Here is a 15,349-nt window from a genome sequence, read left to right as displayed (position 1 = left end):
GTTCTGCATATTAAGTCCTATACCGTGAGGGGTTAAGTCCTAAGACGTAGGAGATTAAGTCCTAAGGCAAAGGAGGCTGGGTAGCTGCAAGCAGCGCCTTCAACTCTTTTACCCCTTCCGAAGCTCCCTTTTGAATGACATGTATCGGACGCATGACGTGCGTGTCCACCGGCTTGGGGTCTATCAGATACACTTCGGCGGCACGGGGCACGTAGTTCAGCAGTCCCGCAGCGGGATAAACGTTCAGGCTGGTGCCGATGATGACGAAGATGTCCGCCTGCTCCACATACCGGATGGCAGTTTCAATCTCCGGCACCGACTCGCCAAACCACACGATGAACGGGCGGAGCTGCGTACCGTCGCCCGCCTTGTCGCCCAACTTTACTTCATATTCCTCCGGCGCCAGTTCCTTGACGAAATGCGGATTATAAGGGTCGCGGCTGGAACAAACCTTCGTCAGTTCCCCATGCAAGTGTATCACGTGCGTACTGCCGGCACGCTCGTGCAGATTATCTACGTTCTGGGTGACGACCGTTACATTGAAATCCCTCTCCAGGTCGGCAACGCCCAGATGCCCGGCATTCGGCACCACATCGAGCAACTGCTTGCGACGTTCGTTATAGAAATTAATGACCAGTTCCGGATTACGTGCATACCCCTCGGGAGTCGCCACCTGCTCCACCGGATATTTGTCCCACAGTCCGCCCGCATCACGGAATGTGCTGATGCCGCTCTCGGCGCTCATACCGGCACCCGACAATATGACCAAGTTCTTCATTTTCTGCTCCTTTCCTTTATTAAAGTAAGACAAATATAAGAAGAATGTTCAAGTTGTGATATAAATAAGAAAAATTAAATACTTAAAAGTCTTATCATTCAAATAAAAGACGTACTTTTGCCATTCGTAAATTTGCAATAGACTGGAAAAGAAACCAATCCGGTCGTCAACAAAAGAATCTTATGGATAAATTCAGTTATGCTATCGGCCTTGGAATAGGTCAGAATCTTTTAAGCATGGGTGCCAAAGGCATTGCAGTAGATGACTTTGCACAAGCAATCAAAGACGTTTTGGAGGGCAACCAGACGGCAATCAGCCACACAGAAGCCCGTGACATCGTCAACAAGTACTTCGCCGAACTGGAGGAGAAGATGAACGCAGCAAACATAGAAGCCGGCAAAAAGTTCCTGGAAGAGAACAAAAAACGCGAGGGAGTTGTTACGCTTCCCAGCGGACTTCAATACGAAGTTATCACAGAAGGAAACGTCGGTCACTATGCCAAAGCAACCGACCAGGTACAATGCCACTACGAAGGCACACTGATTGACGGAACGCTGTTCGACAGCTCCATCAAGCGCGGCCAGCCTGCCACGTTCGGTGTAAACCAAGTGATACCCGGTTGGGTGGAAGCCCTTCAGCTTATGCCCGAAGGTGCCAAGTGGAAACTCTACATCCCCAGTGATCTGGCATACGGAGCGCAGGGTGCCGGCGAGATGATTCCCCCCCACAGCACGCTCATATTCGAAGTTGAATTACAGAAAATTTTATCTAAATAAACAACAAGTAAAAGCAAAATGAAAAAAGTAACATTTCTCATGGCTCTTGCAGTAGCTGCCGGCATGGCATCTTGTACTGCTCAAAGTCCGAAAGCTGATTTAAAGACGGACATCGATTCATTGTCTTACGCCATCGGTATGGCACGTACAGAAGGTTTGGACCAGTATCTTGCACAACAAGGCATTGACTCAACCCAGATGTCAGAATTCCTAAAAGGTTTCAACGAGGGTGCAGCCAAAATCGATAAGAAAGACGTGGCCTACATGACCGGCCTGCAAGTAGGCCAGATGGTCAGCAAGCAATGGGTAGAAGGTTTCAACCAGCAAATCTTCGGTAATGACTCTACACAAAGCATCAGCCGCGAAAATATGCTGGCAGGTTTCGTCGCAGGTGTCATTGGCAAGGGTGGTGCCATGGATATGATGAAAGCTCAAGAGTACATGCGCACTCAGATGGATGCCATCAAAGAAAAAGCGACTGCAGAGAAGTATGCTGACAACAAAGCTGCCGGTGAAAAGTTCCTGGCTGAGAACAAGACTAAAGAAGGTGTAGTAACTACTCCGAGCGGTCTACAATACAAAATCATCACCAAGGGTAACGGTGCCGTTCCCGCTGACAGCAGCAAGGTGAAAGTAAACTACAAAGGTACGCTGATTGACGGAACAGAATTCGATAGCTCTTACAAGCGCAACGAACCTGCTACTTTCCGTGCCAACCAGGTAATCAAAGGCTGGACAGAGGCCCTCACCATGATGCCCGTCGGCTCTAAGTGGGAACTCTATATCCCCTACGACCTGGCATACGGTTCAAGAGAAACCGGTAGCCAAATCAAGCCGTTCTCTACTTTGATATTCGAAGTGGAACTGCTGGGTATCGAGAAGTAATGTAACAATCCGAAAGGAGGGGCAAAACCCTCTTGATACTTCTTTTAGGCGCGGATTACGAGGAATAACGCGGATTTGGTAAACTAAATCCGTGAAATCCGCGTAATCCGCGCCTTATCGTTACCCCTCACTTTTATTCATTTTTCCGTCCCTTTTTATAGATAAATTAAAATAAAGTCCTATATTTGCTTACTATTTGATAACAACAAGAACTTTACTTATTTACTATTATGGAAAAAATAGACAATCTTGACCGGCAGATTCTGGAAATCATTTCCCAAAATGCCCGTATCCCTTTCAAGGACGTAGCTGCTGAATGTGGCGTGTCACGTGCTGCCATCCATCAACGTGTACAGCGCCTGATTGACCTTGGCGTTATTGTTGGCTCAGGCTATCATGTAAATCCCAAGTCCCTTGGATACAGAACCTGCACTTACGTAGGAATCAAGCTGGAAAAGGGCTCCATGTATAAGACGGTAGTTGCTGAGCTGGGCAAGATTCCCGAAATCGTAGAATGCCACTTCACCACTGGTCCGTACACCATGCTGACCAAGGTATATGCCCGCGACAACGAGCATCTGATGGATTTGCTGAACAACAAGATGCAGGAGATTCCTGGCGTAACCGCTACCGAGACCTTGATTTCCCTGGAACAGAGCATCAAGAAGGAGATTCCTATTTGCCCCGAGAAATAACGAACAACAATGGATTTCTTGAACGAATATCATCTGTCGGGCCTTGTCATAGGTATCTGCACATTCCTCATCATCGGCTTGTTTCACCCCATAGTTGTGAAAGCCGAATATTATTGGGGCACCAAGTGCTGGTGGATTTTCCTTTTACTCGGCATCGGCGGCATCATTGCCTCCCTTTATACGGAGAACATCATGATAGCCTCCCTTTTGGGCGTCTTTGCATTTTCCTCGTTCTGGACCATCAAGGAGATATTCGAGCAGGAAGAACGAGTGAAAAAAGGCTGGTTTCCCAAGAATCCAAAACGAATTTATAAGTTCTAAGGACAAAGGTTATAAGGAATTTTATCCAAAAGTCTTGCATATTTCAATAGAAAATGCTACTTTTGTCCCCGCTATCCAAGCAAGGATGCATCGGACTTGTAGCTCAGTTGGTTAGAGCAACAGACTCATAATCTGGAGGTCCCTGGTTCAAGCCCAGGCTGGTCCACTTTAATAATCAAGCACTTACAGAGTTTCTGTAGGTGCTTTTTCTTTTACAGGTGACCTTCAGGTGACCTTTTTGAAGCGAAACTCTGCAAGAGTGACCTTTTGAAATTGCATGGGATTGCAGAGAATTTTTATAGATTTTTATTCTATGGTGAACTTGACACTGCGGAATGTGATGCACATTTTAGGCTGAAATAGGATTTCCCACTAAGCATATTTGTAAGTCGTTGAAAACATCTTTGGTATGGGAATGGCCAATCTGCAAGCTTTCCAGTCTGTCCGTTTTCATTCGTATATTCCATTTTGGTAGTCGCGCAAATATTGCGTAAAAGTCTTTCCAGTTTCACGTTTAAAGAAACGCATCAGATGACTCGGGTCGGAGAAATGAAACTCTTCGGCCAGCTGGTTCACGTTTCGGTTAGCAAACAGTAACTCATTCTTCAATTCTTCCAACAGACGCTGCTTGAGCAGATGATTGGCAGATACACCGAATTGACTCATCACGGAACTGTTTAACGTAATACGGCTCACACGGAGCATATCCGCATATTCCTGCACCCGCTGTTTCGTACGGATATTCTTTTCCAGCAAGTCCTTAAACTGGAATGCGTAATTGTTTTTAGGTACATCAATCGGTAAATGATAAGTGGCGGCATACGCCCGGTTGATAATAACCAATAAGTAGTAAAGCACAGATACAATGAGATTATAAGTATCGGCAACAGGATGCAGAAGCTCCTGCTTTATGATTCCTAAAAGACGAATATACTCCGCCATGCTTTCCGGCGAAGTAAACAGATAGGGAGGCGTGTCGGTCTGATAATAATACAGCAAGCGATACACAAAAAACTTGTCCGCTAAGAATGTGCGCATAAAATCCTCGCGGAATATAAGAAAAGAGTAATCTAGTTCTGCTTCATCCACGTGCCATTCCTGCTGCTGATGCGGCGAGAGGAGTAATACCATATTGGCATGCAATTCAAATTTGCGGAAATTCAGCAGCAGATACCCATTGGCCTTACGAAAAAAATAGAAGCTAAAAAAATCTGTTTTAAACACCGGGTTTTCCGTCAGGACACCACATACATCGCTACTGTAGCCTGAGTTGATATAAAAGTCCACACCACAGCGTGTCTTGCTAAATGGAACGCTGACCAGACGTTCAGGATTGACGATTTTATCCATAGATTTCGTTTTTGGGGGCAAATATACTATTTTTTATTTATCAAAATGGCATATATTCCTGTTTTTAAGGCATAATGCATCCGATTTTTTTTACCGAACTTTGCGGCTATAATCAATACAATAAATTATGATGGAAGAAAAAGTAACAATTCGATTGATCCGTAATGCAACATTGCGAATCCATTATGCTGGAAAAGAGATACTTGTTGACCCCATGCTTGCCGGAAAAGGCACTTTACAGTCGGCTCTAGGTGTGTATAAGACCCCAAGAGTACACCTCACGATGCCGATGAATGAAATTGCGGACGGTCTGGATATGGTATTGTTGACACACAACCATATTGACCATTACGACCCGACAGTGAAACAGCATTTAGCGAAGAACATCCTGTTCCTGACACAACCGCAAGATAAAGAGAGTATTACACAGGATGGTTTTACAAATGTAGAAAGCATTGAAAAAGATAAAGCTATTGGAAATTTAACCATTCATCGCATCCAAGGACACCATGGCTTCGGAAAGATTGGAGAAATGATGGGGCCGGTATCAGGCTATGTACTTACTGCACACAGTTTCCCTACTATTTATATAATGAGTGACTGTAAATGGGAAGACTGTATCCGTCAGGCCATTGAACAATTTTCTCCAGATTACATCATAGTGAACAGTGGAGGTGCAATTTTTCCTGAATTTTCTCAAACAGAAGGTTCTATCATTCCAGATGAGCAAGAAGTTATGACAATGCTCGATGAACTTCCCGCCCACATCAAACTAATAGCAGTCCACATGGAAGCTACCGATCATGGGCAGACTACACGCGCAATTCTGCGTAACGAAGCCATGCATCACAAAATAGAAATGAGTCGCCTGATTATTCCAGAAGATGGAGAAACAATAATATTATGAGCGACTTCTCTGATTGGGAAACAGCCTGAAAAGAGGGTTACGAATGGATTGTTATAGGAACGGAAACAGGCAAAAGGAAAGGGAAAGTAGATGCCAATCCTGAATGAGTACGTCATATTGTAGAACAGGCGAAAAGAAATCACATTTTGGTATTTATGAAAGAAAACCTTTTGCCTATAATGGGAGAATACCGAATGATTCAAGAACTACCAAAACAATTTATAGAAAGAATATGGAAAAGGAAATAATCAGAGAAATAGATGTACAGAATGTCATGACTAAATCCTCATTACCAGTAGGGGGCTTCTCTGTCAATCCTTATGTAGGTTGTCCTCATGCTTGTAAGTACTGCTATGCTTCATTCATGAAACGTTTTACAGGGCATACAGAGCCTTGGGGTACGTTTCTGGACGTAAAGCACTGGAAACCTATTGATAATCCGCATAAATATGATGGACAACGGATTGTTATCGGTTCAGTAACAGACGGATACCATCCGTATGAAGAAGATTTTTGCAGAACCCGTAAACTGCTGGAAGAGTTAAAAGGCACTAATGCTGAAATCATGATTTGTACTAAGTCAGATTTGGTTTTGCGTGATATTGATTTACTTAAAGGCTTTCAGAAAGTGACAGTATCTTGGTCAGTTAACACACTCGATGAACAATTCAGATGTGATATGGATCGTGCCGTAAGCATTGAGCGAAGACTTAAAGCCATGAAACAGATTTATAATGCAGGCATACGCACCGTGTGTTTTATTTCACCGATTTTTCCAGGAATTACAGATGTGAAAGCTATCGTTAATAGGGTAAAAGATTATGCAGATTTGATATGGCTGGAAAATCTGAATCTTCGTGGACAATTTAAGAGAGACATCATGGGGTATATACGGGAAAAGCATCCGGAGCTTGTAGCCTTGTATGATGATATCTACAACAAAAAACGAAAAGATTACTGGCAGGTCTTGGAACAGGAAGTAGCTGCGTTTGCTCAAGCGGAAGGTTATCCTTATCGTATAAACGATTTACCATACGGGCGTTCTCAAAAAGGGAAACCTGTTATAGTAAACTATTTCTATCATGAAAAAATTAGGCTAAAAAAATAGGATTATTTGATTGATTTGATAATGACTTTTATCGCTGAAAATCAACCATATAAGAAAATAACGGTACAACTATCCGTTAAGGGAAAAGAGGAAGTGAAAAAGTTGCTTTGAGGGAGTAAAAGGATTAGAAAAGGCGTGTGTTTTGGGTGAAAGATTTAACTAAATCTTAACAGTTAATAAGTATTTTTATTATTTAGAGATAACGGTTCGGAATGAGGTCAAAATTGCAAAAGACTTGTCAAGGAATTGCTTACCACTGCTGAAAATCAATGCTATGTCCGATTCATGGAACAAGCGAGGTACAAAAGAGGCAATTATATTATGTCAAATGTATATTGCCCAATACATATAAACAAAAATGCCACCTTCAAATAACTCATAATTTGAAAGTGGCATTATTTTTATATCAAAGAAATTATGACGTGTTTAGTGAACGCTCATCTTAGAAAACACGTTAATAATTATCACTCCAGCTATGATTAGTACTAATCCGATTAGGGCGGGTAGATCTGGTGTTTGTTTGAAAGCTATCGCTCCTATGATTGCTATTAAAACAATACCAACCGCAGCCCAAATAGCGTAAGCTATTCCAACAGGGATAGTCTTCAAAGATAAGCTGAGTAAACAAAAAGCTGTTGCATATGCCAAAACAGTTACAATAGCAGGTACAGGCTTCGTGAATTGTTCTGATAATTTTAATGTAGTGGTGCCAAGTGCTTCGGCGAGGATGGCACAGATGAGAAATGTGTAACTTTTTATCATATCGAGATTCTATTATGATTTCATGGTGCAAAATTAGCCTAAATTTTTATCAACACCGAGAAAATATCATTCCAACAATGGTACTTTTCGATACAAAATACTCTTTTTGCGAGATTTGTTTTGTATATTTGCAAGCAAAATATTAATTATTTAAGATTCGAATGAAATATCAATTACGAAAAGGTGATACGGCATTTGCGATTGGACAAACAAATTTTAGTGAAAGCAAGGGAAGTCTTATAGATACAAATGGCTGTATAGCATTGTCGGTTATTTCTGGATATGCGATAGCTACTATCAATTTCAAAAAAAATATCCTTCGCAAGGGAGATTTTATTTTGCTATTTTACGACAGTAGTTTTTCAATAGATAAAATATCCGCTTCTTTTTTAGTCCAATATTTCTCATTATCATATCCATTATTAGAGGAAGTTATTTATAAACCCCTTTCCACACAATTCTGGGAGGCACTGTATTCTACACCAATATTACATCCATCTCATGACTTTGAGCATCTATTGAGCGGCTGGTGGCAACTTATGAAATGGACAATAACAAATGAAAGTCCGATGCAGAAAGAGCTTGTAGCGAATAGCGTCCGAAACTTGTATATTGTAATAGATTCTGCATTAAACCAAAGCGGCATGAGTGTGTTTCACAACAAATGTAGCCATTCAAGGATGCTTATAAATCGCTTTTTTAAACTACTTTCTATTCATTGTCACGAAACCCGCGATGTGAAATTCTATGCAGAGCAACTTTCCATAACGCCTACCTATCTTTACAAAATTGTTCGGAAATATATGTCTCAGTCACCGAAAGAATTAATAGACAAACAAGCCATTTCAGAAATCAAGAGTCTGTTAATAAACTCGGATATGCCTATAAAGTCTATCGCATCTACATTGCATTTTGAAGACGTTTCCTATTTGTGCCGTTATTTTCGTAGATTGACGGGAATACCTCCGTTAGAGTATCGTGAAAATAACAAGGAATGATATAACCTATAATAATGTTTTTACTGATATTGCCTTATTACATAGTAAATCCTCGCCCTCTATCAATCTTCCAGTCATACCGACCTTCCGCGACATCGCCAACCTCATTGAGTGTGTGGCGATGTTTTGTTTCGTCAAAAGGCTGTTGGCTTTCCGCATTATGACAGACCACGCACCTACCGCAACTATTATCATGGACTTATGAAGCGTCTCGACATACCTCGACTGACACGGACTGCGCCACAGCTTTGCAACACGCTGCATTGAAAGCAACTGTGACTACAAGACAGTAAGTGTATTGCTCGGTCATGCCAACATTAGAACAACCCTTAATCTCTATGTTCACCCGAATATGGGGCAGAAGAAAAAGTGCATCACCAGGATGTTCAAGTCTCTTGGGAAATAGGGAAGAAAAGTAGCATAGGCTATAAAAGGCAAAAGGATGAGGTGACTCCACATCACCCCATCCTCAGCTTACTTGTCTATGTATGATGCGACAAGATAAACAATCGAAATGCTTGTATAAAGGAAACACGGCAAAAAAATCCAAAGCAAAGCCTTTACCCAACCATTTGACAACCACACACCTTCATTCCTTGACATCATATTAGACATCTCATAGAAATGTCGAGTGAGGATTTCTTTGTTCTCCTTTCGGTGGTCTTCAAGAAGTTTGGACTCGTTTTCAATGAGTTTCTTCCTGTTGTTGATTGCCTGTTCCATGTCGGCATCATCAACTTTAGCCTTGAATTTTATATCTCTCACTTTTGCAATAAAGCTATCAATGGCTTTTGTAACAGCGTCCGCTTTATCGGTGACTTTATTCAAGTTTTCCTTGGCTTCCTGCAAAGAACCAGTTGCCGTTTCAAGACTTGATTTTGCCAAAGTCAAGCTATTGCCAGCATCCTTGTAGGCTTGAAGCTGTTGGTCAAACTTGTCCGAAGCCTTGTCCGTTTCGATATTCTTGTCAATCGTATTCTCGAAAGATCCGAAATCCATATCCGAGATTTTGCTTTTACCTATCGGCATAGTATCAATGTTGTTGGTTGAACATTCGGTTATCTGCCATATCCTTGCTTCTTGCGAGGTCTGCACATGCGATTAGCCATCATAGCGCAACGATGCGCCCATGACAGTTCATCCTCGTCCTTATCTCGTCCCCAACCTGAGGTAGCGCCACCTCCGCCACCGCCAGACTGGGCGGCAATGGTTGTGGCTGCATCAATGTATTCAGCAAAGAGAAGGATGGCGGTCTTTTGCACATCACCAATCTTGGCAAACACATTGTCGGCATCCAAAGCAATATTCTTGTCGATGACTTCCAGACAGTTCTGTGGAATGTCAACAGGATAATGATGAAACTCGTCCGTAGAAAAATCGAAGTGACGTATCTTTGGAGAGTTGTCCGCAGTAGGCATGGGTTTGGGTACAGTCATAATCTTTGGCTGTTGGGTATTCTTTGTTGGAGTTGAAACTGGTTTCTCCAATTCTTGATGATGCAGTTTTGCCCAAGTACCTTCAATCTTTGAGGGCATCAGACAACGACCTTTGCCAAGTTCCGAGGACTTATAAATGGAGTTACCACGCTTGATGGCATAGCCACGCACTTGTCCTTTGTTGTCGGATTGCAGTTTGACATCATATCCCGTTTGTGTGAGGCATTTTGTGTATAGTCCCCAATCAAAGTACGGCATCTTAGCCAAAACGGAAAGACAATCATTGGTTATCGCGTCCTTATTTTGGCGGCTTACCTCTTGTGCATCTTTCCATCCACGCTGTTGCCCAACCTTGGCGGCAGCAGCCATCGCTCTCTCGTAGATATAATGGGCATCATTCACGTTGCCCCTTATGTCTATGCGGTTCGCATCAATATGAAGGTGCATAATGCCACTCTTGCTGTCACGATGAAGCGCAACAACATATTGGCTGTCTTTGAGGTTGGTTGCCTTTGCACTCTTGCGCTTCGACTTGGCTGAAAGGTCAACCGCATCAAACTCACGGATAAAGTCATCCGCCAACCTCTGCCATTCCTCCATCGTCCAACCTTGCGTTTCCTCCGAGGTTGGGGAAACCTCAATGCGTATCATGTTACGTTTGAGCGGATGATAACGGTTCAATTTGTCCTCAAACTTCTTCTGCAAGGCAAGCATTCTTGCCCACATTGCCGTTGGGGAAATATCATCGGGCAAGAGATTGGTCTTTACAATCTCCGCCTTGTCCTTATCCACTGAGTAACGTATGGCATTTGCGCCATGACTTATTACCTTTGCTTTTGCTATCATATATGTTGTATGTTCTATTGTGTTAAGTATTTCTCTATCTCAATCATGCGGTTCAAGATCACCTCTGCGCTTGTTCTCCATCGTTTCATAAAGATTTCGCTACGTAGAATGTTCTCACGTTCCGTTAGCGGACGACCTTTGAGGAAGCCGAACAATTTCTGTATATCGCCCCTGGCATCCGATAGGCTGTTCAAAGCCTCCATTTCTTTGTCAGTCAAGCGTTGTTTGGGATATTTGCCCTCCAACCGCTTGCGTGCGTATGCGCTTGTGGTCAGTCCGCAAAGGGCTGCATATTCCGCTATCTCCTTATGAAGCTGTGGCGTAAGCCTTACTATCAGGCGGCTCGTGTATTTCGGTGCTTCCTTTTCTATATTTTTCTTATTCATACCAAGTATTGCTTCTATAAAAGTGTGCAACCCAATGCGAGCTTGCGAGCGTTCAAGAAGTCCATTGGCATACGGACAAACGAAGTGCGTTTGTATGACATTGGTATTTCTTGCATAGCACTGCTATCAGAGTTTACGCACAAGCACGCTACGCACTGCGGTTGCACATGTTCACAGACTTGTTGTATAACGGTTTTCAAATTACCCAAGCAACAGAAATTGTGGGGCATCCTCCGCTTCCATCTGTTCCTTGAAGAATTGCCTTCTGGCTTCCGCCTCCAGTTCCATGTCAGAGACGCTTGGCTGTGGATCATCTTCCTTCTCGCCATTATCGCCATTTCCAGAAGTTAGGGAAGAAAAGGAACTGTTGGCAAGTTGTGTAGGAGAAGTACCGCCATTCTTGATGGGAGGATCTTCTTTGTTGGGGAAGGCGGTTGTGGAAGCAGAAGAACTTGACTTGTCATAGTTGCTTCTTTGGTTGATGGGGATATAGTACGGATTGACAAACTTCTTGCCATCAACAATCCAAGCTGAAATGCAGAGCAAAGTGTGAACACTTCCCCGTCTTGTCTGTATAGAAGAAAGAATGCCCAATTTGTTCATGTGGTCAAGCATCTTGGAGACGGTCTTTCGGTCACACTTCCATAGTTTGGATAGAGCCACCTCTGACATGTTCACTTCCCACAATTCTGTTGTAGATTCCCCAACCTCATTTGAGGTTTCTATCTGTCGTGTCACCATCTGAATGAGTTGATAAAGGCATGAAAGGCGATTGATGCCAGCCGTGCCACCCATCAGATAGTTCACTTGTTCGTTACTCAGGATAATGCTGTTGAAAATATTACTGTTCATCGTTGTTCTATTATTGTTATGTAAATCTTTTCTTGCTGTTATGCGGAAAACTCTCTGCCGTCAAAAGAGAAACTATCGCCTCATGCCGAAGCCTCTCTCTGGCATATAATACTCCTTGTCGTATGCGATATGGTCAAGCACACGTTGCAGTCGGTCAAGTTGGGGACTGTCAAGCACTTGTATGGCATTGATGGTAATTTTCTGTGATGCAATTCTTCGATGCTCACAGTTTCTTTCAGACATGGTTCCGTCACCGTCAGCATAGACCGAGTGAAGATAGTTATAGACTGCTTCCGTCTGTTCCTTGCTTGGGTAAGCAGCAGGAAAGCGGTCGGAAATGTAGTCTACCATATTGCTGACCGCATTAGCCAACAGAGGGTCACGTTTTTGCAGACTGTTTACAAGTTCATCTTTCGTCATGATGCTATGGTCTATTGTTCATTTCATTCAGACGGTTTGCAGCCTCCAGTCTTATCTCCTCCTCCGACATGGCTCTTGCGCCACGCACCCAGTCAAGCAAGGCTTTCTTCTCAAAGAAGATGAGCTTGCCAGCAGGCTTGAAGTACGGCAACTGGTTAAGATGCGTCATCTTGTAGAACGTACTCTTGGCAATGCCGAGAAAGGCGGAAGCCTCTTCAAGGTTCAATACTTCCTTTGTCATGTAGCAAAGGTTCTCCAACTTGTTCACTCTCGACTGAAGCTCCACTATCTTGCGTTCATGGTCGAGGTTCATCTTTAATGCGTTCTTTTCTGTCATAAATCTGATATTTTGTTTATTTCGTTATCGATTTCGGCTGCAAAGTATATTGTTGCCAATGATATTCAAGCAGCCGTTATGGCTTATTAAAAGTGTTGGTTTTCAATTCTTTGGCTCTATTTACCATGCTGCAATGTGGTAGATTGGTCGAACACTCACTCTTCGGGAATAAAGTGGAGAAGTTATAGTGGGCTATATCAGGGCAAGCCCTATCGTGCACGCCACACCTCTTTGCGTCCAGCCGCCAAGTCAGAATTTGTTTCTTCCCTTTTGTAGGAATGCAATACTTTTGTTCATCAGATACTCGTTGAGATCTTTGTATTCTTCATACTCATTTGAGGCATCAGTACACTTGTTTCCAAATGCTTTCATTATCTGCCAGGTGGCCATTCTGCCAGCTTTGTCATTATCCAAGTGGCAGCATATTTGAGAATACTTATTGAGCATGGAGAGAGCACTCGGGATGTTTACAATGGAGTTGAGTACCACCGCATCACATTCGCCATGTAGTATGAGATAGGAGAGATAGTCCACGAATCCCTCGAATATGTGACAAGCTGTTTCGTGGTTCCTTATCGTAGTGATTGCTTTCGGAGCAATACATCCCTTGAAGTATGGATTCCGAAGTTCATAGCCACCAGCATCATTCTTGAAGCCAATAGCAAAATATCGCTTGCCAGCACTTTTGTAGTGTATTTCCACGCACTGCCTTTTGGCTGTAATAGAACCAATCCCCCTTCCCGAGAGGTATTGTAGTAAAGCAGGATGAGCCAGTTCTTTTACCTCAATATCTTCAAACGAAGTGTCCTTTTGTGAGCAAGTAGAATGGATTGGTATTGTGGGTAGAATGATTGAATGCCCCATCATGTGCAATACTTCTGAAATGTTTTGCGTGTGGTATAGTTGCATCGCCAAATCAATGATGTTACCTCCTTTGCCCAGTGCAAAGTCATACCACACGTTTTTGGTTAAATCCACCTTAAATGATGCGGTTTTCTCCGTATGTAGTGGCGATAAGTACCACCACTTATTTCCTTTTCTGTTTATTGGTTCATATCCCTTGCTTGCAAGGAAGTTGGATATTTGGATTGCCTTTATTTCTTGTATAGTCATAATGTGAGTGATTTGTTGAAATGTTGAGTTGTTGAGAGAATGGGCTGGTGAAAAGAAAAATAGCTTTCTCTTTTGCCCAGTTACACCTCTTGTTGAGTGCTTGTTGAATTGTATTTGTTTGAGTACCAAAGATTAGTCTGTTGTTCTCAACAATTCAACAACTCAACAAAGGATTATAAACCTAAAGAGTCTATAAATTCCTTGGTCACCGTGTAGAAACGTCCCACTCTGCTAATTGAGGAAACACGCCCCGGCTTAGTGTAGTCACATTGATAGGCAAGATAGGTCAGTGCATTGTGAGCAGGGGTAAGTCGCCAGACATCTTTCACGACCTTTCGTATCTGCCATTGCTCCACCTTTACACCGTTCATGGTCAGTAACGGTATTAAGTCTTGAGGGATGAACGACAGCTTGTCAACGTGTTGCGTTTCCATAATGTCACGTATCAGCTCTACCATATCCAACTCCGTATGGTTGCGGTTGCACTGGATAATGCGGTCAAGAGCCTCTGTCCTGATAAGGGTAGGATGAAACCACATACGCCCCTCTTTGTTGGTGGAGAGTGTGCGGTGCTGGAGATAATAGAGGAATGCAGGTATCTGTTCCTTTAGCTTTTGCAGGAAATTGGTATCATCGCTTTCAAGTGGGCGGATTTTACGCACCCAATAGCGGTTTTCTCCCGGGTCAATGATAACAGGGTAAAGTTCGTTATTGGAACATAGTACGAACTTGGCAAAGAAGTTTACCTCCTGTCTGTCTTTACCCTTGGCCTCTACCTTGTAGGTTTGGGCTGTGCTTAGGTTCTTCAATCGCTCTGAATCTTCTCTACGACTCAACAGCACCTCGTCCACAACGATGAGTAGCTTGCCAGCCCAGTCTGCATTGAACTGGCTCCTGAAATCCTCGTTTGTATTAAAGGTGGCATTGTCCTGAAAGATACTTTTCAGAAAGTTCAGGAAAGTGGTCTTTCCTGTGTTTCGTTCCTCTGACACCAATAACAGGATGGGGAGTTTCTGAGTCGGCTGCATATAAAGCAACTGCATATAGTCCAACCCCAGTTCGTATTGCTCCTCAAAGATGTGGTGTAGCAGTTTTTCAATATCTGAGAAATTCCCTTCTGCCGGAACATGGTCAATTGGTTCATACAGATTATAGAAACCTGCAACATCCTTTTTATAGTCTGTGTGACTTGGCACTGTGCAAAAACCATTATATTTATCAATAGTAGGGATATTGTGCTTACCATAATCTTGTCGGATAGTGCCAAAGCTCCATTGCAATCTGCGGGTAGTCATCGTTCCATCTGCCAAAGGCTGCTGCACTACCTTATATATAGTAGTGCCTACTCGAATGTATTGTTCTTCCATAATGCTTGCTTT

18 protein-coding genes, 1 tRNA gene and 1 pseudogene are annotated in these 15,349 nt (G+C 43.0%); 9 read left to right on the top strand and 11 right to left on the bottom strand.

The genetic code is table 11. The features are described 5' to 3' along the window. Positions 1–61: 61 nt before the first annotated feature. A complete protein-coding gene (locus DWY57_RS05860) occupies positions 62–778 on the bottom strand; it encodes an NAD-dependent deacylase (protein WP_117601410.1) in 717 nt (238 codons plus the stop codon). A gap of 182 nt (positions 779–960) precedes the next feature. Between DWY57_RS05860 and DWY57_RS05855 the strand changes: the two genes are divergently transcribed. The 5 genes from DWY57_RS05855 (at position 961) to DWY57_RS05835 (ending at position 3,621) form a co-directional block, all read left to right on the top strand. Next, the gene (locus DWY57_RS05855; protein ID WP_138346247.1) at positions 961–1,554 is read left to right on the top strand and encodes an FKBP-type peptidyl-prolyl cis-trans isomerase; all 594 of its coding nucleotides are present in this window, start codon (positions 961–963) and stop codon (positions 1,552–1,554) included. 18 nt (positions 1,555–1,572) lie between these two features. Next, on the top strand, positions 1,573–2,439 hold the full coding sequence (locus tag DWY57_RS05850) for an FKBP-type peptidyl-prolyl cis-trans isomerase (RefSeq protein ID WP_119961463.1): 867 nt from the start codon (positions 1,573–1,575) through the stop codon (positions 2,437–2,439). Between the two features lie 230 nt (positions 2,440–2,669). Then, a complete protein-coding gene (locus tag DWY57_RS05845; RefSeq protein ID WP_005830846.1) occupies positions 2,670–3,134 on the top strand; it encodes an Lrp/AsnC ligand binding domain-containing protein in 465 nt (154 codons plus the stop codon). Between the two features lie 9 nt (positions 3,135–3,143). Further along, a complete protein-coding gene (locus DWY57_RS05840; RefSeq protein WP_005834338.1) occupies positions 3,144–3,455 on the top strand; it encodes a DUF4491 family protein in 312 nt (103 codons plus the stop codon). A gap of 92 nt (positions 3,456–3,547) precedes the next feature. Then, positions 3,548–3,621 (top strand) — tRNA-Ile (locus tag DWY57_RS05835). 284 nt (positions 3,622–3,905) lie between these two features. On the opposite strand, the gene DWY57_RS05830 is transcribed toward DWY57_RS05835, so the two are convergent. After that, positions 3,906–4,805, bottom strand: a complete 900-nt coding sequence (locus DWY57_RS05830; protein ID WP_117689108.1) for an AraC family transcriptional regulator — start codon at positions 4,803–4,805, stop codon at positions 3,906–3,908. A gap of 130 nt (positions 4,806–4,935) precedes the next feature. On the opposite strand from DWY57_RS05830, the gene DWY57_RS05825 reads away from it, so the two are divergent. Both DWY57_RS05825 and DWY57_RS05820 read left to right on the top strand, forming a co-directional pair. Next, positions 4,936–5,712, top strand: coding sequence for an MBL fold metallo-hydrolase (locus DWY57_RS05825; RefSeq protein ID WP_117689142.1), 777 nt, complete (start codon positions 4,936–4,938; stop codon positions 5,710–5,712). Positions 5,713–5,944: 232 nt separating this feature from the next. Beyond that, positions 5,945–6,820, top strand: coding sequence for a radical SAM mobile pair protein B (locus DWY57_RS05820; RefSeq protein ID WP_117689143.1), 876 nt, complete (start codon positions 5,945–5,947; stop codon positions 6,818–6,820). A 426-nt stretch (positions 6,821–7,246) separates the two neighbouring features. On the opposite strand, the gene DWY57_RS05815 is transcribed toward DWY57_RS05820, so the two are convergent. Beyond that, positions 7,247–7,582, bottom strand: coding sequence for a multidrug efflux SMR transporter (locus DWY57_RS05815; RefSeq protein WP_205123876.1), 336 nt, complete (start codon positions 7,580–7,582; stop codon positions 7,247–7,249). A 161-nt stretch (positions 7,583–7,743) separates the two neighbouring features. Between DWY57_RS05815 and DWY57_RS05810 the strand changes: the two genes are divergently transcribed. Further along, positions 7,744–8,580 (top strand): helix-turn-helix transcriptional regulator, encoded by an 837-nt coding sequence (locus DWY57_RS05810; RefSeq protein ID WP_117689109.1) that lies wholly within the window; start codon positions 7,744–7,746, stop codon positions 8,578–8,580. Positions 8,581–8,748: 168 nt separating this feature from the next. Beyond that, positions 8,749–8,986 (top strand): annotated as a pseudogene (locus DWY57_RS05805) (tyrosine-type recombinase/integrase); the annotation flags it as partial. Positions 8,987–9,054: 68 nt separating this feature from the next. Here the strand turns inward: DWY57_RS05805 and DWY57_RS05800 are convergent. The 8 genes from DWY57_RS05800 to DWY57_RS05765 all read right to left on the bottom strand — a co-directional run bounded on the left by DWY57_RS05800 (position 9,055) and on the right by DWY57_RS05765 (position 15,340). After that, positions 9,055–9,579 (bottom strand): hypothetical protein, encoded by a 525-nt coding sequence (locus tag DWY57_RS05800; protein ID WP_117747174.1) that lies wholly within the window; start codon positions 9,577–9,579, stop codon positions 9,055–9,057. Positions 9,580–9,638: 59 nt separating this feature from the next. Next, a complete protein-coding gene (locus DWY57_RS05795; protein WP_117747175.1) occupies positions 9,639–10,862 on the bottom strand; it encodes a relaxase/mobilization nuclease domain-containing protein in 1,224 nt (407 codons plus the stop codon). Between the two features lie 14 nt (positions 10,863–10,876). Continuing rightward, the gene (locus DWY57_RS05790; RefSeq protein WP_039848667.1) at positions 10,877–11,248 is read right to left on the bottom strand and encodes an antitoxin ParD; all 372 of its coding nucleotides are present in this window, start codon (positions 11,246–11,248) and stop codon (positions 10,877–10,879) included. Between the two features lie 201 nt (positions 11,249–11,449). Next, positions 11,450–12,100, bottom strand: coding sequence for a hypothetical protein (locus DWY57_RS05785; protein WP_117747176.1), 651 nt, complete (start codon positions 12,098–12,100; stop codon positions 11,450–11,452). 72 nt (positions 12,101–12,172) lie between these two features. Beyond that, positions 12,173–12,520: a hypothetical protein gene (locus DWY57_RS05780; RefSeq protein WP_117797111.1), complete on the bottom strand. Its 348-nt coding sequence runs from the start codon at positions 12,518–12,520 to the stop codon at positions 12,173–12,175. A 4-nt stretch (positions 12,521–12,524) separates the two neighbouring features. Beyond that, positions 12,525–12,857: a helix-turn-helix domain-containing protein gene (locus tag DWY57_RS05775; RefSeq protein WP_117747178.1), complete on the bottom strand. Its 333-nt coding sequence runs from the start codon at positions 12,855–12,857 to the stop codon at positions 12,525–12,527. A gap of 249 nt (positions 12,858–13,106) precedes the next feature. Further along, a complete protein-coding gene (locus DWY57_RS05770) occupies positions 13,107–13,970 on the bottom strand; it encodes a toprim domain-containing protein (RefSeq protein ID WP_119961495.1) in 864 nt (287 codons plus the stop codon). Positions 13,971–14,143: 173 nt separating this feature from the next. Further along, complete coding sequence (locus DWY57_RS05765) at positions 14,144–15,340, bottom strand: primase-helicase family protein (RefSeq protein ID WP_119961494.1); 1,197 nt, start codon at positions 15,338–15,340, stop codon at positions 14,144–14,146. Positions 15,341–15,349 lie beyond the last annotated feature (9 nt).

Origin of the sequence: Bacteroides sp. AF25-5LB, from assembly GCF_003602965.1 — a bacterium.
Classification (GTDB): Bacteria; Bacteroidota; Bacteroidia; order Bacteroidales; family Bacteroidaceae; genus Bacteroides; species Bacteroides uniformis.
The sequence above is the reverse complement of the archived record's forward strand: the minus strand, read 5'-3'. Positions and strand labels throughout refer to the sequence as shown.